This is a genomic window from Streptomyces sp. GbtcB7, assembly GCF_019091445.1.
In the GTDB taxonomy this organism is placed as follows: domain Bacteria; phylum Actinomycetota; class Actinomycetes; order Streptomycetales; family Streptomycetaceae; genus Streptomyces; species Streptomyces mirabilis.
This window is the reverse complement of sequence record NZ_JAGXJM010000009.1, coordinates 65,412-84,931: the sequence shown is the minus strand read 5'-3', so window position 1 is coordinate 84,931 and position 19,520 is coordinate 65,412. Positions and strand designations below refer to the sequence as shown.

At 70.5% G+C, this 19,520-nt stretch carries 20 protein-coding genes, 1 pseudogene and 1 riboswitch; of the genes and pseudogenes, 5 read left to right on the top strand and 16 right to left on the bottom strand.

Annotated elements, in window-relative coordinates; translation table 11 throughout:
• Positions 1 to 123 precede the first annotated feature (123 nt).
• Together KVT44_RS16830 and KVT44_RS16825 are read right to left on the bottom strand one after the other, a co-directional pair.
• The gene (locus KVT44_RS16830) at positions 124 to 456 is read right to left on the bottom strand and encodes an SCO0607 family lipoprotein (protein ID WP_254649503.1); all 333 of its coding nucleotides are present in this window, start codon (positions 454 to 456) and stop codon (positions 124 to 126) included.
• A gap of 214 nt (positions 457 to 670) precedes the next feature.
• Positions 671 to 1,378 (bottom strand): TetR/AcrR family transcriptional regulator, encoded by a 708-nt coding sequence (locus KVT44_RS16825; protein WP_217567640.1) that lies wholly within the window; start codon positions 1,376 to 1,378, stop codon positions 671 to 673.
• An 89-nt stretch (positions 1,379 to 1,467) separates the two neighbouring features.
• Here KVT44_RS16825 and KVT44_RS16820 point away from each other — a divergent pair, with 89 nt between their 5' ends.
• On the top strand, positions 1,468 to 2,331 hold the full coding sequence (locus KVT44_RS16820; protein ID WP_217567639.1) for an NAD(P)H-binding protein: 864 nt from the start codon (positions 1,468 to 1,470) through the stop codon (positions 2,329 to 2,331).
• Between the two features lie 99 nt (positions 2,332 to 2,430).
• Here the strand turns inward: KVT44_RS16820 and thiD are convergent, their stop codons facing one another.
• The 6 genes from thiD to KVT44_RS16790 form a co-directional block, all read right to left on the bottom strand.
• A complete protein-coding gene (thiD, locus tag KVT44_RS16815; RefSeq protein ID WP_067361108.1) occupies positions 2,431 to 3,237 on the bottom strand; it encodes a bifunctional hydroxymethylpyrimidine kinase/phosphomethylpyrimidine kinase in 807 nt (268 codons plus the stop codon).
• A 43-nt stretch (positions 3,238 to 3,280) separates the two neighbouring features.
• The gene (locus KVT44_RS16810; protein ID WP_217567638.1) at positions 3,281 to 4,684 is read right to left on the bottom strand and encodes a cytosine permease; all 1,404 of its coding nucleotides are present in this window, start codon (positions 4,682 to 4,684) and stop codon (positions 3,281 to 3,283) included.
• A riboswitch (TPP riboswitch) is annotated at positions 4,674 to 4,768 on the bottom strand. It overlaps the preceding gene by 11 nt.
• A 73-nt stretch (positions 4,769 to 4,841) precedes the next feature.
• Positions 4,842 to 5,933, bottom strand: a complete 1,092-nt coding sequence (locus tag KVT44_RS16805; RefSeq protein ID WP_217567637.1) for a maleylacetate reductase — start codon at positions 5,931 to 5,933, stop codon at positions 4,842 to 4,844.
• A gap of 5 nt (positions 5,934 to 5,938) precedes the next feature.
• The gene (locus KVT44_RS16800) at positions 5,939 to 6,811 is read right to left on the bottom strand and encodes an intradiol ring-cleavage dioxygenase (RefSeq protein WP_217567748.1); all 873 of its coding nucleotides are present in this window, start codon (positions 6,809 to 6,811) and stop codon (positions 5,939 to 5,941) included.
• A gap of 55 nt (positions 6,812 to 6,866) precedes the next feature.
• Positions 6,867 to 8,099 carry an alanine racemase gene (locus KVT44_RS16795; protein ID WP_217567636.1) on the bottom strand — a complete coding sequence of 411 codons (1,233 nt, stop codon included), beginning with the start codon at positions 8,097 to 8,099 and terminating at the stop codon, positions 6,867 to 6,869.
• 394 nt (positions 8,100 to 8,493) lie between these two features.
• The gene (locus KVT44_RS16790) at positions 8,494 to 8,841 is read right to left on the bottom strand and encodes an SH3 domain-containing protein (RefSeq protein WP_225900601.1); all 348 of its coding nucleotides are present in this window, start codon (positions 8,839 to 8,841) and stop codon (positions 8,494 to 8,496) included.
• Between the two features lie 240 nt (positions 8,842 to 9,081).
• Here KVT44_RS16790 and KVT44_RS16785 point away from each other — a divergent pair, with 240 nt between their 5' ends.
• Positions 9,082 to 9,774, top strand: a complete 693-nt coding sequence (locus tag KVT44_RS16785) for a trans-aconitate 2-methyltransferase (RefSeq protein ID WP_217567635.1) — start codon at positions 9,082 to 9,084, stop codon at positions 9,772 to 9,774.
• A 569-nt stretch (positions 9,775 to 10,343) separates the two neighbouring features.
• On the opposite strand, the gene KVT44_RS16780 is transcribed toward KVT44_RS16785, so the two are convergent.
• Complete coding sequence (locus KVT44_RS16780) at positions 10,344 to 10,934, bottom strand: flavodoxin family protein (protein ID WP_217567634.1); 591 nt, start codon at positions 10,932 to 10,934, stop codon at positions 10,344 to 10,346.
• Positions 10,935 to 11,105: 171 nt separating this feature from the next.
• Here KVT44_RS16780 and KVT44_RS16775 point away from each other — a divergent pair, with 171 nt between their 5' ends.
• Positions 11,106 to 12,059: an AraC family transcriptional regulator gene (locus KVT44_RS16775; RefSeq protein ID WP_217567633.1), complete on the top strand. Its 954-nt coding sequence runs from the start codon at positions 11,106 to 11,108 to the stop codon at positions 12,057 to 12,059.
• A 571-nt stretch (positions 12,060 to 12,630) separates the two neighbouring features.
• Here the strand turns inward: KVT44_RS16775 and KVT44_RS16770 are convergent.
• The 3 genes from KVT44_RS16770 to KVT44_RS16760 all read right to left on the bottom strand — a co-directional run bounded on the left by KVT44_RS16770 (position 12,631) and on the right by KVT44_RS16760 (position 14,771).
• Positions 12,631 to 13,440, bottom strand: a complete 810-nt coding sequence (locus KVT44_RS16770; RefSeq protein WP_217567632.1) for an MBL fold metallo-hydrolase — start codon at positions 13,438 to 13,440, stop codon at positions 12,631 to 12,633.
• A gap of 37 nt (positions 13,441 to 13,477) precedes the next feature.
• Positions 13,478 to 14,128, bottom strand: a complete 651-nt coding sequence (locus KVT44_RS16765; RefSeq protein WP_254649502.1) for a DsbA family protein — start codon at positions 14,126 to 14,128, stop codon at positions 13,478 to 13,480.
• Positions 14,129 to 14,408: 280 nt separating this feature from the next.
• Positions 14,409 to 14,771 carry a hypothetical protein gene (locus KVT44_RS16760; protein ID WP_217567631.1) on the bottom strand — a complete coding sequence of 121 codons (363 nt, stop codon included), beginning with the start codon at positions 14,769 to 14,771 and terminating at the stop codon, positions 14,409 to 14,411.
• A gap of 353 nt (positions 14,772 to 15,124) precedes the next feature.
• On the opposite strand from KVT44_RS16760, the gene KVT44_RS16755 reads away from it, so the two are divergent.
• Positions 15,125 to 15,442 carry a hypothetical protein gene (locus tag KVT44_RS16755; RefSeq protein ID WP_217567630.1) on the top strand — a complete coding sequence of 106 codons (318 nt, stop codon included), beginning with the start codon at positions 15,125 to 15,127 and terminating at the stop codon, positions 15,440 to 15,442.
• Positions 15,443 to 15,457: 15 nt separating this feature from the next.
• On the opposite strand, the pseudogene KVT44_RS16750 reads toward KVT44_RS16755, so the two are convergent.
• The 3 genes and pseudogenes from KVT44_RS16750 to KVT44_RS16740 form a co-directional block, all read right to left on the bottom strand.
• A pseudogene (locus KVT44_RS16750) lies at positions 15,458 to 15,637 on the bottom strand (ATP-binding protein); the annotation flags it as partial.
• A 66-nt stretch (positions 15,638 to 15,703) separates the two neighbouring features.
• Positions 15,704 to 16,570 carry an MBL fold metallo-hydrolase gene (locus KVT44_RS16745; protein WP_217567746.1) on the bottom strand — a complete coding sequence of 289 codons (867 nt, stop codon included), beginning with the start codon at positions 16,568 to 16,570 and terminating at the stop codon, positions 15,704 to 15,706.
• 74 nt (positions 16,571 to 16,644) lie between these two features.
• Complete coding sequence (locus KVT44_RS16740; protein WP_217567628.1) at positions 16,645 to 17,262, bottom strand: nuclear transport factor 2 family protein; 618 nt, start codon at positions 17,260 to 17,262, stop codon at positions 16,645 to 16,647.
• A 172-nt stretch (positions 17,263 to 17,434) separates the two neighbouring features.
• Here KVT44_RS16740 and KVT44_RS16735 point away from each other — a divergent pair, with 172 nt between their 5' ends.
• Positions 17,435 to 17,857 carry a helix-turn-helix domain-containing protein gene (locus KVT44_RS16735; protein WP_217567627.1) on the top strand — a complete coding sequence of 141 codons (423 nt, stop codon included), beginning with the start codon at positions 17,435 to 17,437 and terminating at the stop codon, positions 17,855 to 17,857.
• Between the two features lie 365 nt (positions 17,858 to 18,222).
• Here the strand turns inward: KVT44_RS16735 and KVT44_RS16730 are convergent, their stop codons facing one another.
• Positions 18,223 to 19,512: a cell wall metabolism sensor histidine kinase WalK gene (locus KVT44_RS16730; RefSeq protein ID WP_217567626.1), complete on the bottom strand. Its 1,290-nt coding sequence runs from the start codon at positions 19,510 to 19,512 to the stop codon at positions 18,223 to 18,225.
• Positions 19,513 to 19,520: the final 8 nt, after the last annotated feature.

The following is a 19,520-nucleotide window of genomic DNA, read 5'->3' as shown; positions in this document are numbered from 1 at the left end:
AGCACGTGTTCGATTTCCAGTGCACGGCCACTCGTCACTCGTGTGACGTTCAGGGACAGACGGCCGTACTCGGCACCGGTTGGCCGCTGCGACTATGGCCAGGCATCGCTGAGCGGCCGGCGGTCACACACCGGCGTCGGGAGCCTTGATGATCTCGCCGTTCTCGTCGATGGTGTGGGTGCTCCAGTAGGTGTCCCACTTGTCGCCGACGTGCTGGGGGGCTTTCCCTTCGGGATAGCGGACGTACCCCTTCGGCGGCTCGTCGCCGTTGGACACGCAGGCGCTGCCGGTGCTGCCCACCGTCATGACCGGGTACTCACCACCGCCGCAACTCGCGTCCTCGGTGGAGCAGCCGGTCAGCATCGCGAGGGTCACGCAGGCCAGCGCGAGGCCCAGGGCGGACCGCGCCGGGCCCCTGCTGATCACGGACGACGGTCGGTGAACTCGGCTTGTCATACGCACGATGGCTCCCTCTGGACGGCTTGTGGGACCAGCCTGCGCGAGACAAGGAAATCGATCATGAGTACGCGTACTCGGATGCGGTGGGCCGTCGTACCCGATTCCGCGTAGGCACGGGGGCGGCCGCCCCACCCAACCGAGCCACCCTCAGGCCGAGCCACCCTCAGGCCGAACCGGCCTCGGGTCGAACCGCTCTCACCCCGAGCCGCCCTCAGCCCGGATCGGCGATTCGGTTGAGCCACTCCTCCATGAGGCCGCGTTCCGGCGCCGTCAGGGCGTCGGTCTGCGGGAGTAGGGCCCGGAGGGTGACGGCGGCCGCGACAGGCCCGGATGCGGGCGCGACAGGGGCGTCCGTGGCGATCGCCGCGACGACCGCCTCGCGGGCGGTGTGGGACAGCTCCGGGTCCCGACGGTCCTCAGGGGTGGCGATGAGCGTGAGCGTCGTACCGCAGCCGGCCGCGTGGACGAGGTCCGCTGCGCGGTCCTCGGGGACGCGCAGCCGGCCCGCCTCGGCGATGCGTCGTATGTGCTCGGCGAGGACCTCGAAGGCGGCGATCGCCGCGGGCGAGGGCGCACCGGGGCGGTACCGGCCGTACATCAGGGTGTACAGCGCCGGGTTGGCCAGGCCGAGACCTACGTGCAGATCCCAGCCGGCGCGAAGGTCCTCGACCGGATCATCGGTGGGCTTCCGGGCGGTCTTGCTGGTCAGGTACGCGGTGAAGCCGTCGGCGACGACCGCGTCGAGCAGGCCTTCTTTGTCGCCGAAGAGCCGGTAGATGGTCGGCGGCTGCACGCCCGCCGCGGCGCTCACCGCCCGGGTCGAGACCGCGTCCGGCCCGCCTTCGGCCAGTAGCCGGGCGGCGGCCGCGACGATGCGTTCACGGTGCCCGTCCGCCGCGGTGACGTCCTCGCTCTCCATGATTCCGACGATAACAGAATCCTGTTACCGATGAGAATTTCCAGTGATACCGTCATTGCGTTATCGACGGAAACAGGGAAGAGGTCGTCATGATCATCATCACCGGAGCCAACGGCGGACTCGGCCGGCTGATCACCGAGCGGCTGCTGGAGCGCGTCCCCGCCGAGCGGATCGGCGTCAGCGTGCGCGACCCGGAGAAGGCACGAGAGCTCGAAGACCGGGGCGTGCGCGTCCGCCAGGGCGACTTCGGCGACCCCGCGGGCCTCGCGGCCGCCTTCGAGGGCGCAGGGCAGGTCCTCGTCGTGTCGACGGACAGCACCGGCGCTGACGCCGTGCACCATCACCGCACCGCCGTCGAGGCCGCGGTGGCAGCCGGAGCCGAGCGCATCCTCTACACCAGCCACATGGGCTCGAACCCGTCCTCTCCCTTCGCTCCGATGCGCGACCACGCCGCAACCGAGGCGGCGCTCCGGGAGTCCGGGGTCCCGTTCACCTCACTGCGCAACGGCTTCTACGCATCCTCAGTCGCGATGCTGCTGGGCCACGCGCTCGAGACGGGCGAACTGGCCGCGCCGGAGGACGGACCGGTCGCCTGGACGGCCCACGCCGACCTCGCCGAGGCGGCTGCGCTCGCGCTCACCGGTGAGGGCCTCGACGGGACGACACCGGCGCTCACCGGCCCCGAGGCGCTCGACCTGGCCGACATCGCGGCGATCGCCACGCGGCTCACGGGCCGCGAAGTCCGCCGGGTGGTCGTCTCCGACGCCGACTACCGCGCGAGCCTGCTCGCCCGCGGTCTGCCCGAGGCCGGCGCCGACCTGCTCCTCGGCCTGTTCGCCGCGAGCCGGCAGGGACAGTTCACGCCGGTCGACCCCACGCTGGGCCGCCTGCTCGGCCGACCCGCCACGGCCTTGGCGGACTTCCTGAAGACAACGATTACGCCGACCGGCTGACGTCGGACGGCCTTGCCGGTCCCACCGTGCGTGCCGCGCGTCGTGCGCGGCACCCGGCGGACGGCGGCCTCGTCCGACGTGCGGACGGATGCGCGGGGTTCAGGCGCGCGTCCGCCAGCCGTGGTCGACCGGTCCGAGGCCCGCGCCCAGGGCGAATCCCGCGGCGATCGCGCCGGTGACGTACTCCTTCGCCAGCCGCACCGCCTCCGGCACCGCCCGCCCCTGCGCCAGCCCCACCGCGATGGCCGAGGCCAGAGTGCAACCGGTGCCGTGCGTATGGCGGTTGTCGTGGCGCGGGGCCCGGAACCAGTGCTGTTCGGTGCCGTCGGTCAGCAGGTCGACGGCCTCGCCGGGCAGGTGGCCGCCCTTCACCAGGACCCAGCGGGGCCCGTACGACAGCAACTGTTCCGCGGCCCGGCACATGTCACGCTCGCCGGTGGCCTTGATCCCGGTCAGCTCGGCGGTCTCGTCGAGATTCGGGGTGGCGACCGTCGCGAGCGGCAGCAGGGCGGTCCGTACGGCGTCCAGCGCGTCGTCCGCCAGCAGCCGGTCGCCGTGCTTGGAGACGCTCACCGGGTCCACCACCACGGGCGCGCCGACGTCCGAGAGCAGTTCGGCGACGGTCTCGACGAGCAGGGGCGAGGCGAGCATGCCGGTCTTCACGGCCTGCACACCGATGTCGTCCACGACACTGCGGTACTGCGCGCGCACGGCCTCGGCGGGAAGCTCCCAGGCTCCCTGCACGCCGAGGGAGTTCTGCGCGGTGACGGCGGTGAGCACGCTCATCCCGTGCGCGCCCAGCGCGAGCATGGTCTTCAGGTCGGCCTGGATGCCGGCACCGCCCCCGGAGTCCGATCCGGCGATGGTCAGGACACGGGGCGGGGTGGTCGGCGTGTTCGCGGGCATCGTGGTTGTCACTCCGTACGAAGGGGGTGAGAGGGGGGCGGGGTCAGCGGCGCAGGCGCAGCGGGGCGTAGACCAGCAGGGCCGCGAGGAACGCCACGCCGTAGGCGGTGTCGGCGCCGTGCAGGGCGTGCGCGACCGGGCCGACGTACAGGCTGGTGCTCATGAACGGCACCGCGGCGGCGAAGGCGGCGGCGAACGCCACGAGCGCGGGCCACCACGGGCGCGGGCGGGCGCTCTCGGTGGCCAGGTCGACGGGTGCGCCGCCGCGGGCCCTGGCCCGGGCGAGCCAGTCGACGGCGACGATCGCGACGAACCCGGGAATCCAGTAGCCGACGAACAGCAGGACGTTCTGGAAGCGGGCCGTGGTGTCGGCGGCGTGCATCCACAGCACGAGCGGGAAGCCGAGGACGGCGGCCATCGCGGCGGCGGCCGGGCGCGGCAGCCGTACGCCCATGGTCTGCAGGGCGAGCGAGCCGCTGTAGTCGTTCATGGCGTTGCTGCTCAGCGCGGCGAGCGCCACGGCCAGCAGGCCGAACGCTCCGAGGGCGCCGCCGCCGAGCAGGGTGTCGACGCCGCGGGCGGTCTGGTCGGTGAAGACGGCCGCGCCCCACAGTCCGAGGGCCTGGACGGCCACGAAGGACACGCCGATGCCGGTCAGGGTGTACCAGAACATGCGCGGGCGGGACGCCGTACGCGGCAGATAGCGGCTGAAGTCGCTCGCGTACGGGGCCCATGACAGCGCGAGGCTGAGCGCGATCGTGCAGGTCAGGACGAAGGCCCCGGCCCGGTCGGCGCCGTGCGCGGTGGCGGCGGGGGTGGTGTGGGCGCCGCTCAGGAGCTTCACGGTCAGGGCCACGAACGCGGCGGCGAGAGCGAAGGTCATCACGGTCTGGAGCCGGTGGATCACCTCGTAGCCGAGGACGCCGAGCGCCCCCTGCACCGCCATCATGACGAGCACGCCCAGCCAGAACGGCCAGCCGCACAGCTGGGCCAGCGCGTCCCCGCCGAAGAGGCCGATCAGTGCGTCCCAGGCGATGGACGACAGCCACTGCAGGGCGCCGGGGACGACCACCGCCCGGCCGAACGCGAGGCGGGCGAGCGGCAGCTGTCCGGCGCCGGTCTGGCTCCCCCAGGTGCCGAGGTACGCGGTCGGCACCGCCCCCAGGAGGGTGCCCAGCACGACGGCGGCGAGCGCGGTGGAGAAGTCCAGGCCGAGCGCGATGCCGACGGTGCCGGTGAACACGCCGGTCATGGTCAGGTTGGGGGCGAACCACACGGTGAACAGGCGGCCGGGGCCGCCGTAGCGGTGGTCCTCCGGGACCGGGGCGATTCCGCGCGCCTCGACGTGCAGGTCCCCCGGGGCGGTGGGCATCCGCCCGTCGAACACGCCCTGCGGGCCTCCGACGGCCACCTCAGCGCGAGCGTTACGGGCATACGGCAACGACATGAGACATCCCTCCGCCAGTCCTAACTGGTTCAGGTTCGACGGGTGTGATCTCAGCCCTCGTGCGGGGCACCCCGTGTCCGGTTCGGCGGTCAGGATAGCCCGGCGGGCGCGGTCTGCCCCAGGGGGAGGGGTCCGCGCGGTCCGTACGGCCCCGCGGCTACGCGTCGACGCTCGGCTCCCTGCCCTCGTACGCCGCGGTCAGCAGCGCCAGTACACCGTCCAAGGTGACCTCGCGCGGATTCGGATACGGCTGCCCGGCGGCCTGCTCGGCGGCCACCGCCAGGTCGGTCTCCTTGAGGCCGAGTTCGGCGAGGCCCCGGGGGGCGCCGAGGCTTCCGGCCAGGGCCCACAGGGCATGGGGGACGTCGTCGGCGCCGCCCAGGGCGCGCGAGAGCGCCGTGACAGCCCGGGGTGCGGCGGGCGCGTTGTAGGCGAGGGCGTACGGGAGGACGACCGTGTGCGTCTCGGCGTGCGGCAGGCCGAAGGTCCCGCCGAGGACGTGGCACAGCTTGTGGTGCAGGCCCATGGTGGTGGCGCCGAGACAGGCGCCGCAGAGCCAGGCGCCGTACAGGGCCCGGCCGCGCGCGTCGAGGTCGCCGGGGGCGGCGGCCACCAGCGGCAGGGCCTGCGTCATCGCCCGTACGCCCTCCTCGGCCATGAGCGAGACGAGGGGCGAGGCGTCGGGCGCGTAGAGGGCCTCGACGGCGTGGGCGAGCGCGTTGACGCCGCTGGTGACGGTGAGGGGGACGGGGAGCGAGAGGGTGAGTTCGGGGTCGTAGACGACGCTGCGGGGCTGGACGGCGGGGTCGCGGCCGGTGCGCTTGGCACCGTGCTCGGTGAGTCCCCAGACCGGGGTCATCTCGGAGCCGGAGTAGGTGGAGGGCACGGCGATCAGGGGCAGGCCGGTGCGCAGCGCGATCGCCTTGCCCAGGCCGATCGCCGAGCCGCCGCCGACCGCGACACACCCGTCGGCGCCGGCCGCGCGCGCCGCCTCGACGGCCCGGTCGGCGACCTCGACGGGTACGTGCATCCGGGCCTCGGCGTGCAGCCCCGCGCAGGCCTCGCCCAGGGCGTCCGCGACCGCGCGTGCCGTGCCCTCGCCCCTGCTGCCGCAGACCACCAGCACCCTGCGCAGCCCGAGCCTGGCGGCCTCGTCGGGGGTCGCGGAGACGGCGGCGCCGGGCCGGAAGACGATCCGCGCGGGCTGGGTCTCGTACGAGAAGTCGAGCGGGGTGTTCCTGTCGGTCATGGTGCTCATTCCGGTTCCAGTACGAGGTCGAAGCGGGCGTGGCGGAAGGGGTTCGGGACGCCGAACTCCCGCGCCAGGGACGGGTCGTCGGTCTCCGTGAAGTCCTGGACCAGGCTTTTCTTGACCGCGAAGACCGCGTCGGAGTCCAGGTAGTCGCCGCCCGCGACGAAGATGTGGGTGGTGACCGGGGCGTGGCCCTCGGCCGAGGCGATGAAGTGGATGTGGGCGGGGCGGTAGGGGTGCCGGGCCGTGGCGCGCAGCAGTTCGCCGACCGGGCCGTCGGTGGGGATCGGGTACGGGCTCGGTACGCAGGTGCGGAACCAGAAGCGGCCCTCGGCGTCGGCGGTGAACAGGCCCCGCCCGTTGCCGGGCGGCTGGACGTCCGGCTGCTGTACGTCGTAGTAGCCCTCGGAGTCGGCCTGCCACACGTCGAGGACCGCGCCCGGCAGCGGGGTGCCGCCCTTGCCCAGTACCCGGCCGCTGACCACGCACGGCTCGCCCCTGCCCACCAGGTCGATGTCCGCGCCGAGTGCGCGGATCGGCGATCTGGTCAGGTGGAACGGGCCGAGGACCGTCGACTCGGTGGCACCCGGGTCGCGGTGGCCGCTCAGCGACTCCACGAGCATGGAGACGCCGAGCACGTCCGACAGCAGTATGAACTCCTGGCGGGTGTCGGTGCACTGTTGCCCGGTCGCGGTCAGGAAGCCGATCGCGCGTTCCCATTCCGCCATCGTCGGCTCCGTCTCGCGCACGAAGTCGTGCAGATGACGGGTGAGCGCGCCGAGCAGTTCGCGCAGCCGCGGATCGGTCGTGTCCCGCAGGCTGTCGAGGACGGCGTCGGTGATGCCGTGCGCGAAGTCGGTCGTGGCATCGGTCATGGCATCGGCCGTCGTCGAACGGTTCGGTTCGTCTGTCATGCCGCTCCTCGTGGTGCTATCGGGACTGATCGCCGTCGGTGCCCGGGTCCACGAAGTGGAAGCCGGGCTCGGGAAACCTGGCGAACGCCCGGTGGGGCACGGACGAGGTGTAGGCACCCGCGAGGGAGAACACCACACGGTCGCCGGCCCGCAGCCCCGGCGCCCGGACGTCCCGGACCAGGATGTCCCTGGAGGTGCTCAACTGGCCGGTGAGCGTGACCCGTTCGCGGCGTACCACGGGCCGCGGCCAGGAGTAGGGCCACGCGTCCACCTCGAGTACGGACCAGGGCTGGTCGGGCCACGGCTGGTCGGGCCTCCTGGACGCCGACGTGCGCAGGTTCACCCCGCCACCGCGGACGACGGCGAAGTCCTCGCTCGCGCCGTGCTCGACGTCCAGCACCTCGCTCGCGTACCAGCCGCAGTACGCGGTCAGCGCGCGACCGGGCTCGATACTCAGCGTCAGTTCCGGGTGCGCTGCGACGAGTCGGGCGAGTCCCTCGCCGTACGCCTGCCAGTCGAAACGGCGTTCGGGGTGCTCGTAGTCCACCGCCATACCGCCCCCGACGTTCACCTCGGTGAGGCGCAGGCCGTGCCGCGCGGCGAGCTCCGCAGTCCAGGCGACGACGCTCTCGGCCACCGCGAGGTGTTCGGGGGCGTGCAGGCCGTTGGCCAAGTGGGCGTAGACACCGCGCAGTTCGAGGTTCGGGTAGCTGCCGTCGGTGAGCAGGCCGACGATCGTGTCCGCCTGCGCCGGATCGAGGCCGGAGGTCCTGCGGCCACGGCCGCCGTCGGCGAGCAGGTGGTCGGCCACCGGGAGGTCGAAGCGCGGCAGGACCGACACCCGGCCGTCCGGAGCGTGCCGCTGGGCCAGCCCGGCCAGCATGTACAGCTCGTACTCGCTCTCCACGAGGAAGCGTGTCACGCCCCGCTCCAACGCGTCCAGGAGCTCCGTCGGGGTCTTGTCCTGGCCGCCGAAGGCCAGAGGGTGGTCCGGCGCCGCCCGGGTGACGTGGTCCAGTTCGCTGTCGGTGGAGACCTTGTAGCCGTCGACGTACGGGGCGAGCGCGGTCAGGATCTCCGACTCCCCGTTGGCCTGGGTCGCGTAGTACAGCTCGACACGCTCGGGCAGCGCGGCCCGCACCGACGCGGCGTGTGCGCGCAGTGCCGCCAAGTCGTACACATAAGCGGGAAGTTCCGTGGGCGGCAGGGTCAGGATGCGGTCGCGCACCGCGAGTGAGGGTGTGTTCATGGGGCACTCCGGGTCGTGTGGCGCAGGATACCGTCGGCACGCGACGAAGGCGGCGGACGGGGACCGGAGTGACGGCCCGGCGGACGCAGGCGGTCGGGGACATGACACGTGCCACGGCAGCCGCCGAGATCGACGGGGCCGAGCGTCCGGTTCGGCGCGGTGGCCGGGAACCGGGAGACCGGCGGCGCCGTGCTCCCGCACGCCGACGCCTTTGCTCGCAGGGCCCGCGCCCTGTGGCATCCCACCATCATGCTGATCCGCGACTCCATACCCGAGGCCCCACACGATCTCTACCCGGTGGGAGATCCTTCGGCACCTCGAGCAGTCGGCGGTGTACCTGAACGCGGCGCGGTGCCCGACCCCGGGTCGGGGTCGGGCACCGCGTGTGGGCCGGTCAGCAGGTGGCGGAGGCCGGAAGGCCGCCGTACTGGTCGCCCTTGAGGTAGACGGCGCTCACATAGCCTTCGGCCAGTCGCACCCAGACGTCGTTGACGTAGCCGTTGTCGCGAATGGTCTCGCCGTGGGTCCAGCAGGAGGCGCCGCGCGGCTGCCCGGCGGCGACGTGCCCGGTGATGTCGGTGGTGGTCGAGGGCCCGGAGCGGACGTTGACGTTCACATACGGCGTGACAGCGTACGGCAGTCCCGCCGCCGCGGCCTGCGCCCCGGCCGCGCCGGTCAGCAGCAGTCCGGTGGCCAGCGCGCCGACCCCCGCCGTGGCGAACGCCTTGGTCCTCATCCTCATGGTCATACGGTCCTTCCCCGTGGTGGAGTCCGGGCGTGTTCCCGGGCCGGGCCGTGCGGCCCACCCGGTCACGCCCGAGCCCACCCTGCCGGGTCGACGCCCGGGGGCGGAACTTCTTTCGACGACGCTCGAAACGTCCGGTCGCGACGGGCTGGAACGCGTCGGTGGCCCGGAGTTCGAAGCCGTCGCATCCGTCCGCGCGGCCCCACGGCGCGTCCGAACCTGGCGCACAATGGGGCGATGATCGACGGTACTTCGCCGACAACAGCCCCACCGCCACCCGAGTTGGTCAAGGACGACGAGCTGACCGGCCATGCCGTGGTGGCCAACAGCACCATGAACCGCGCACGCGTCCTGGCAGGCGTCAACAGCTACGCCCGCGAACTCGGCTTCTCCCCCGCCGAGTTCCTGAACGACATCGGACCCGCCCCGTCCTGGCTGGACCTGTGCAGCGGAGAGGGACTCGCCCTCCGTGAGGCGGCGCGGCGACTCCCCCAGGCCGTCATCACAGGTGTGGACCTGGTCGGCCCGCTGCTGCGGACGGCACTGCCCGACGGCCTCGAACTCGTCACCGCGGACCTCGGCCGGTGGTCGCCGGGCCGCCGCTACGACCTCATCACCTGCGTCCACGGACTGCACTACATCGGCGACCGGCTCGCCCTGCTGGAGCGGGCCGCCTCCTGGCTCACCGGCACCGGTCTGCTGGTCGCCCATCTCGATCCCTCGACGCTGCGGCGCCCGGACGGCAGCGACGCGTCCCGCCCGGTCCTGGCGGCACTGCGGGCCGCCGGCTTCCAGTACTCGGCCCGCCACCACCGTCTCAGCCTGCGGGGCGGCCGCCCCGTCACGCTGCCCTTCGCCTACCTCGGCGCCGACCCGCACGCCGGCCCCAACTACACCGGCCAGCCGGCCGTCGCCTCGTACTACCGCTGAGCCCCGGGCCGACCCCCGGAAACGAGGAAGAGGCCGTACCTTGACCCCCAGGAGTGAGCGTCGGAGGTATTTTCTGGATATAGCAGACTTAACCAGGACGCAGGATGTGCGCAGAGGGCTCCCTCGTGCACTATCGCGCACACCGCGTGGTCCCCAACTGGTCCCCCGCTGGCGGTCATAGCTCTGCCGCCAGACGCTCCGTGAGACGTGCCGACACCATGACCAGGATCCACCGGCTGGACAGCCGCGGACACTGCCGCACAGGTACCGTTGCCCCCGAGGGCGACATCTTCGCTCTGGGGCACACTCGTCGGCTACGACTCCGCAAGCGGCCCGCCCTTCGGGACGGGAACGCCCCACATGGTCGCCCACCGCGTCATGTCAGAAATGCCCGCCCTGGACAGCCTCCCCGACAAGCTGCGCAAGCTTTTGGCGAAGGCCCTCTATGTCCGGTTGACGGTGCGGTGGGGCGGGGCGAGTTCGCCGCCGGGTGGTCGATTGAGACCAAGGATCCGCCGCCCGCCCCGGCGCCGTACGGAAACCCGGCAGCCGGGGCGAAGGGCCCGCGATCAGGCGGCGCGTACGGCGCGGCCGGCCACCCACGTGGCGGCGGCATCCGCGACGCGACGCCCCAGCGCCTCGGCGGTGGCGATGTCGCTGGCCGTCACCCCCTCGGTCCCCTGATCCGCGTTGGACTGAGCGGCGGCACCCAGGAAGAAGCCCAGCCTGTTGAGATCGTTCTCGCTCCCCTTGGACGAGTTCCAGCCCCCCGGCAGGCCGAGCGCGATCCAGTGCATACCGTGCTGCGACGCCAGCGTCGCGAAGTACTGGAGGGTCGACTGTTTGTCGCCCGCCCTGGAAGCCGAGTTGGTGAATCCGGCCGCCAGCTTGTCCTTCCAAGCCTGTCCGAACCAACGCTCGGAGCTGGCCTCCGCGAAGCCGTGGAAAGCGGTGGCAGCGGTTCCCATGTAGGTGGGGGAACCGAAGATGATCGCATCCGAGGCGTCCAGCTGCCTCCACTGGGCGTCGGTGATCTCACCGACGGCGATCAGGTTCACGACGGCGCCGGCCTCCTTGGCGCCACGCTGGACAGCCTCGGCAATGACGGCGGTGTGGCCGTAGCCGGAGTGATAGGCGATGGACACGATGGGCGAAGTCACAAGTACCTCCTACGCTTGAAAACGAAAGCTTCGAGATTCAACTTATTGGCGCCCTCGCAGGTGAACCAGGTAGGAGGCTGACAGATCATGGTTAGAATCCGACACTTGGGGGTGACGGCTACTGCGGTTAGGCTGGCATCGGCCAGGTTCCCTGCGTGATGGTGGCTACTGGTGACGGTGAGAAAACGACAGGGCACATCACGCGAGATCGCGGACATCGGCTTCGCTCCCGCCGTCGGCACACCTGCCGGCATCGAAATCATCTCTCTGGCCGACCTGCGGGAGCGGGCCGCCGTCCACATGGGCGAAGGACGGCTGCAGGCACCGCAGCGACCCACGTTCCACCACCTGATCACCCTCTCCAGCGGCTCGTTGTGGCACACGGTGGACTTCACCGGCTACGCCCTCGAACCGGGCTCCTGGCTCAGGATCCGGCCTGGTCAGGTGCAGCAGTGGGGTGATCTGGACGACGCCGAGGGCACCATGGTCCTCTTCGAGGGCGACTTCCTGGATCCGGCCACCGTGGCCGCAGCGCGGATCGACGATCTCTACGCCCCCACGCTCCAGGTTCCCGGTCCCGAGGAACGTCACGCGCTGGAGATGGCCGTGGACCATCTGGCACTGGAGTTCCAGACGTTGCGTGGCATCTCCCTGGAAGCGCACGTGGCGGTGTTGCGCCACCTGCTGGCAGTCCTCGTGCTGCGCCTTTCGCAGCGCACCGCGCCCGTCGGCAGCCCGGCACCGGACCCAGGAGAGACATTCCTCCGCTTCCGTGACGCGGTCGAACGCGACTTCACCCGCACCCGCCGCCTGGAGGACTACGCCCGAGCTCTGGGCTACTCACCCCGTACCCTCTCCAGGGCCGCGCTGACCGGAGCCGGGGTGGGCGCGAAGGAGTTCATCGACCAGCGGGTCGTCCTGGAAGCCAAGCGCCTCCTGGCGCACGGCAATCAATCAGCCGCCCGTGTCGCGGCGCAACTGGGCTTCACCAGCGCCACCAACTTCAGCAAGTTCTTCCACCAGCGCACCGGCCAGTCTCCGATCGCCTTCCGCGCGACCGTCCGCGGCCGCTCCTCGGAGGATGGCGGAAACGAAGCGCCCGACGCCAGGCGACCTGGGCGGTGAGCGTCGCTCCCGGGAGCGGGACCAAGAGACAAAGACCCACAGAGCCCGCCCACCGACAGGCCGGTGCGCATCGGCACCAGGGTGACGTCGAGGATCGCCGCTCAGAACACGGCTTCGGCGATGAACAACGCAGCGTCCGGCCAGGCGGGGGCGGACTCAACCGCGGCGTGGTCGATCGGCCGCCGGTCCCCGCACGAGGCGGGCCAGGCGGGCCATTGCCGACTACGAAACCAGCGAGTAGGGGCGACGCACACCGTCGGCGGCCGGGGAACACGCCGGTCAACCACAGGCCGAGGGTGGCAGCAGGATTGAGGTGTCCGCCGGAGTGACGACTCGATGGAGACGGCGGCGCCCATGCGAGCACCGCGCCGACGATCACCGCCACGGCCGCGCGCCGAAGATGCGGCTACGGCCGGTCCCGGCCGAGTGGGGAGACCACCATCAGGCAGCGGACGGTGGTGGCCGCGGCGAAGAAGACACCGCCGGTCAGGACGAACTCCGCGGCGGTCGTGCCCCGGGTGGTGGTCGCGATGGCCCACCACCCGGCGCGCGGGCCCGTCGTGAGTACGGGTCAGCCCCAGTTCATCTCGCCGGTGGCGACCTTGGTGCCCAGGTCCAGAGCCACCGCCAGGCCCAGGTCTGGGTAACGCTGGAGCATCGCGGACTTCAGAGCCTCGGAGTCGTTGCCGTGCTTGGCCAGCTCCTCCTCGAACTCGGCGAGGTAGGTGCGAGTGGATCCGATCACCGAAGCATCGGTGGCGGAGTCGGCGGAACGGTGGCCGGCGACCACGAACCGCGGGGCGAGCCGCTCCATCTCGGCGAGCGTCTCGGCCCAGGCGTGCCGCTCACGCAGCGTAGGGGTGTCGGCGGTCCACGCGTGCAGACCGGCGAAGAGCAGGACCCCGCCCACCACCGCGCGGTCCTCGGGCTGCCACAGGTACTCGGTGCGCCAGACCAGGTCGGGGTGGCCGCCGCGCAGCTCGAAGTCGTGGCCCTCGATGCTGACGTGGTCTCCTTGCAGCACCTCCGGGACGATCACCTCGGTGGGCAGGTTCTTGCCCAGGTGTGCCCAGGTCTTGAGCTTGCCCTGCCAACTGCTCTTGATCCGCTCCACGGTGGTGGCGGTGGCAACGATCCCGACGTCGGGGAACGCCTGCCGGATCACTTCCAGGCCGAAGTAGTAGTCAGGGTCGGCGGTGGTGACCACGACGGTGGTCAGCTCCTTGCCGCTGTCGATGACGTCCCCCAGGACCCGGTGCTGCTCGGCGAGCGTGAACTGGCCGTCGACCAGGAGTGCTTCGCGCTCGCCCGTGACGAGGACGGACGACTTGCTCAGGCCGGTGTCGCCGGCCGTGTGAACGGAATACGTCAGGCTGGACATGGGTGTACTGCCCTTCGAGGGGTTGTGGAAGGTGGCTTCAGGCGGCCGTGGTGGCGGCCAGGTGCTGGTTCAGGGCCTGGGTGAGCGCGTCGGCCGAGGAGGCCGGGCCGCCCAGACGGTCGGCACCGTGGGCGGTGTGCAGCAGCAGCGTCGGGTAGCCGTCGACGCCCAGGCGACGCACCTCGAGGAAGTCGGCCTCCGCCTCGGCACGGGCGGCGGGCGAGGCGCACACGGCTGCTACCGCCTCGGCGTCCAGCCCCAGCTCGGCGGCGAGGTCCCGGTAGACCGCGGCGCCGGACAGGCTGCGGCCGTCGACGTACCAGGCACGCTGCATCGCGGCCGCCGCATCCAGGGCGTTCACGCCCGGCTGGCTGCGCAGCGCGACCAGTCCCGTGGCGGCATCGGCGGAGTCCATCACGACCATGCCGTCGGCCAGCGCAGCACGGTAGCCGTCGCCGAAAGTGACGCCGGTCAGCTCGGTGATGCGCTCGTTGGCGCCCGGGATGTGCGGGTAGGCCGACACCGGCAAGGCGCGCGAGCCGGTGAACAGACCGCCAGACAGCACTCGCAGCTCGATCCGGTCCGCGTTGGCGGTGGCGAACTCGCGCAAGACGGGTCCGAAGCCGTAGCACCAGCCGCAGTAGGCGTCGAAAGCGTAGGTCAGCCGCATGCGCTCCACAGAACTCATCGTGCTTCGTCCTTTCCGGAATCCGTCACCCGGCTCTCTGCACCGGCCGGGCCGACACCGTCAAAACTATGCTCAGAAGCTTGTCGTCACCGGATGCGCAGACGACTCCCCATGGTCAAAATCCGACAGCCCGGCGATCCCCTCAGGGGAGAAGAGCAAGATTTCGCGCGAAGTCCTGCCTGTCATGCAGATGCCATGCAAAACGCCCGACCGGACTTCTCCGGCCGGGCGTTCCGCGGTGACGACTCGGCAGCCCCACGCCTGCCGTGTCACCGTGCGGCTAGCGCAGCGTGGTGTTGCCTTCGCCGCCGACGACGACCGGGGCACCCTTCACCGGCGTGGCCTCGCCGAGATCCCAGCCCTTCGGCTTCGCGCCGGGCACCTCGACGACGGACGGCTCCTCGCCCGTGACGGGGCCGCCCTCGACGACCGGGAGGTCTCGCAGCTTCTTGGCGGTGCCCGGCTTGATGTGGTGCGGGTGCGGGTTGCCGGGCGCCTCGGAGACCGTGCTGCCGTCGTGCTTGGTGGTACTGCCGCCGGTCGAGGCCGCAGCAGCAACCCCACCCGAGGCGAGCAGTGCGGCCAGTACGCCGGCCATCACGGCACCCTGACGACGCGAGATGCCGTTCCTGCGCACCTTCATGTGATCAACTCCTTCGCAGGTGGAGGGAGACAGGGGTACCGGCACACGTCCGGCCCCCGTTCCCTCGGGATCGAGAACGAGGCAACTCTCGCCCGGGCCTGCTGAAGATCCGCTGAACGTTCTGAAGATCTCCTTCAACACCTGATGTCTCAGGCCCGATGCCTGGCGTCGAAGTCGACGGAGTGGGCGGTCAGCTTGCCCAGTAGGTCGATCAGCGTGCGGGTCTCGTCCTCGCTGAGGAGTGAACGCGCAGAGTTGTCTGCAGAGGACTTCGCCGAGAACCAGAAGCAGAGCACTACGTAGGTTGGGGAACGCGTTCCCTCGGCGCCTGGCCGCAAGGCATGATCACGGGCATGGCGGAAGCAGGACTGGATCAGTTGGTGCGATTGTGGGACGAGTTCAGGACCTTGCGCTTCCCTCCGGGCTTCTACCAGCGAGAGCCCGCGGGTGAATGCATGGTGATGATGGACACGATGCTTGCCGGCTGTGTCTCCTCAGCCATGAACGGCCCCCTGGATGACCGGCGCCGAGACATACTTCAGGGACGCACCGCGGTCCTTCAAGAGATCCTTCCGTCTATTGGTGATGACGAGTACGCAACCAAGTACTTCACACACTTGCATGGGATGGCCGCGCTGGCGGCAAAGCTCGACACTGCTCGAAGCAAGTAGTGCCTGCCGGGTCCGTCAGGCGATGCCCGCTTCGCCGTCGATGGCGGTGAGGCGGTAGCCAGGGCCGTTGATCGGGACGACCTCGCAGTGGTGGAGGAGCCGGTCCAGGATGGCGGTGGCGAGGACCTCGTCGCCGAAGACCTGACCGAATTCGCTGAAGCTCTTGTTCGAGGTCAGGATGATCGACCGACGGTCCGGCACAAGGCCATGGCGCAACACGGCTACGGGGCACCTCGCATCGCGCTGCGGCCGGAGCTGGTCTCAGGTTCGGCTCTGCGCGTCCATGAGCGCGGTGGCCGTGAGCCACACGACCGCCCGGTTGAGGCGTTCGGGATGCAGGGAGCACATGGCATCGAAGAATTCGATCTGGCTCGTTGTCTCCTTCAGGAGCCGGTCCGCGTCACGGATGTACTGCCGAGTTTCCTCGATGGTGGCCGGACTGTCCGGAAGCGCCTTGTTCTTGTGCCCGCAGACGACGTGGCGCGGCGCGAGGCGCTCGACCGCGTCGAGCGCCTGAAGCCACTTTGCACGCCCGCCATCCGCAGATTCGGAGAGGTACGCGTGCACGCCGTTGTAAACGACATCGCCGGCGACGACGAGTCCGATCGAGGGAACGTGCAGCACGGTGGTGCCGTCGGTATCGCTGTGCCCGACTTCGACGGAGCGCAGAACGTTGCCCTCCAGAAGAAACCCTTGCGGTGGTACGGGCTGTGCGAGCACGGGAGTCGGCGGGATCTGACCGGGGAACAGGTTGTCCCACTGTGCCTTTCTGAATTCCGCCGAACTCTGCTGCCGCATGAGACGGATGCTGTCCTCGCCGGCGAGGACCACGGCGCCGGGGAAGCGCTCGACCAGAGGACCGGAGCCGAACCAATGATCACCGTGACCGTGCGTGATGAAAATGTGTTCGAGGTGCTTGCCCGACTGTTCGACCCAGTCCCCCACCCTCCGGGCCTGCTCGATCGTCAGCGGTGGATCGACCAGCACCGCGTTCCTCTCCCCATGGATCAGCGTGGTCGACATCGGCGACCAGGAGAACAGGTCTCCGCTGGGAATGGGATCCGTGACGCTGGTGGGGATCGGATCGGAGATGAAGACTTCGTACGCCAAATCGGTCCGGGAGACCATCTCTGCCACGCCCTTTTCCGTGTGGTGGTTGCCTGGTGGCACCTTGATGGGGCCGGACAGCCCGGCCGCCCCTCTCACCTCGGGACCATGACGTCCCAGTGCTCGACGGCTCGCCCGTCCGCCACCCGGAACAGGTCGTGGAACACGAAGTCGGCGCCCGCGAAGACGCCCACCGAACGGACGTAGGCGAAGTTCCCCTCGGCGACGACGTCCAGTACGTCGGAGTACTTGAGGGACTGGCCGGACTTCGCCAACTCCCCCAGTGCGGCCGCCAGTCCGCTGATGCCGTCGGCGAAGCGGGGATTGTGCTGGATGTAGGACTCGCCCGCCAGGTAGCGGTCCAGGTCGGAGAAGTCGTTGTCGACCAGAATCGTGCGCACCGTCTGTTCCGCCGCCCTGCGTGTGGCGTCCGTGCCGGCCGCCGTGTCGATGACGGCGACGCCGTCGACCTGGGTGTGACCGTTGGCCGTCCGTTCCACGATCGGCTCCTGGTCACCCCAGTGGCCGGTGATCTGCCTATCCGCGACCTGCCAGAGATCGAAGGCTGCGGCCTGGCCGCCGTCGGGGAACGTGGTCGTGGCGTGAGTCACGACGAAGTCCCCCTGTGCCAGCACTCGGTGCACCTGGTTCTTGCGCCCAGTGGTGTCGTCGATGGCCGCGAGGACGACCTGCTTGTTGGCTTCGTTGCTCATGGCGTTCGCCTCTTGTCGTTCGTAAGCGGGGTCTGACTGCCGAACGGCCGCACCGGACCCCCGTTGAGGGCGGCGGCCACACCGGAGAAGTGAGTACAAAAAATGTACTCACTAGTGACGTTAACCTAGCACAGTGAGTACTGAATCTGCACCGACACCCCGTGTCTGTTCTGTGACCGACGCGGTAGCCGTCGTCGGTGAACGCCATTCGCTGCCGATCGTGCGCGAGCTGCTGTACGGCAACCGGCGTTTCTCCGAGATCGCCGACGCCGTCGGGCTCTCCCGGACGCTGCTGTCCACACGGCTGCGTCGGCTGGAGACGGCCGGCGTCGTGGAACGGCGGCGCTACAGCGAGCATCCGCCGCGCGACGAATACGTCCTCACGGAGGCGGGCCGGGCCCTGCTCCCCGTGCTCGCCGCCCTCAAGGAGTGGGGCGACACGTACTGCCGGGACGGCAACGCCACAGCGGAGTTCCAGCACCGATGCGGTGCCGTCCTGCACACCCGAGCGGACTGCGCAGCCTGCGGCGAGGAGATCCGCTTCGAGGACCTGGCCGTGGTGGGAGGCACCCACCCGCCGCAGATACGACCCTGAGCCGCCCCGCGTCTCGCACGCCCTCCGGCCCGGAACCTCGCGTCGGCCGCCTCCGTCCGCCACAAGCCGGGCCCGCACGTGCGAAGGGCGGGACTTGCTAGCCGTGGGGCCGTCGCGCACTCCAAGGAAGCCTCGGAGCCGGACCCTGGGACTTTCTTACGGATCATCGGATCGTTGATCTCGGTGCGCCGTCGGCTGACGCCCAGTGGGCACGGATCGCACCCGTGTCACCCGACCGGGTGCCAGGGCGCACACCGCCGGGCCCGTCAAAAGCAGCGCCGATCCCGCGGCCCACCGCGCGTTCCGGTCGGCGCCCTGGAGTGGTTCAGCGCCATCGGAGCTGTCCCTTCCACCGGATCCGCCTCTCACCGGAGCGTGCCCGGGTCTCCGGTCCGGGGTACCGGAGGCACGCGGTCACCCTCTTGCCTGGCGATGATCAGGAGCAAACGGGCACCCCCGTCGGTGGTCCGAGGCGATTCCGCAGTGAGCGTCCCCCCGTGGGCAGTCGCGATGTCGCGGGCGATGGCGAGGCCAAGACCGGTGCCTCCCTCGCTGCGGGTACGGGCGTTGTCCAGACGCGTGAAGCGGTCGAAGACCCTCTCCCGGTCGGGTTCGGGGATGCCCCGACCGTCGTCGCTCACCTCGACGACCACTTCGTGCTCCGTGTGACGCACCTCCACCGTCACCGTGCTGTGTGCGTGGCGCAGAGCGTTGTCGAGGAGGTTCGTGAAGAGGCGGGCGAGTGCCGTACGACTGCCCAGAACCGCCTCATCGGGGTCGGAGTCCGCCACGAGGACGACAGGTTGACCGGGGTAGCGCTCGGCGAGGACCCGTCGCAAGAGGTCAGTCACGCACAAGGGTTGGAGTTTCAGGGGCTGGCGGGCGTCCAGGCGGGCAAGGAGCAGCAGATCGGCGACGATGTCCTCAAGACGTGTGGTGTCGCGCAGCGCCTCGCTGCCGACCGCGGTCCATTCAGCCCGGTCGGGACGGGCCAGGGCCAGCTCGAGACGGGCCTTCAGAGTGGTCAGGGGGCCACGCAGTTCGTGCGAGGCATCCGAGGTGAAGGTCCGCAGGCGGCCGACGGCGCGCTGGAGTTGATCGAGAGTGCCGTTCATCGTCTCCGCCAGCGATGCGACCTCGTCGTCGGAGTCGGGGACGGGGACGCGCCGCTGGAGACTGTGGGCGGTGATGTCGGCGAACTCGGCACGGATGTTCTCCACCGGTCGCAGTGCCCGGCCCATGGCGTACCACGCCAGGTAGGCCACCAGCAGGACCAGCAGGGTGGTACAGGGGACCAGGGCCCAGGTCAGAGTGATGACGGCGGTATGCGCGGGAGCACGGTTCGGAAACGCCTGCACCAGGATCGGCCCCGTGGGCGTGCCCACACTCGCACTGGCACCCTGGTCTGCCGACGCGGTGGACGACGTGTCGGCAGGGGTCGCGGTGTCCAGGATGATGTCCGGCAGGGCGGCCTGTACGTCGGCCGGAGGTGTTCCTGAGCCGAGTTGGTGGGCTGCCTTGTCGACGTGGTCACGAGCCGCGTTCTGGGCGGAGGTGACCAGGTTGGTGTGGACGGCGTAGAGCAGGACCACCGAGCAGGCGGCGAGGGCAAGGCTGGCGACCAGTGCGACGGCGACGGTGGCACGGACGCGCACGGTCTGCG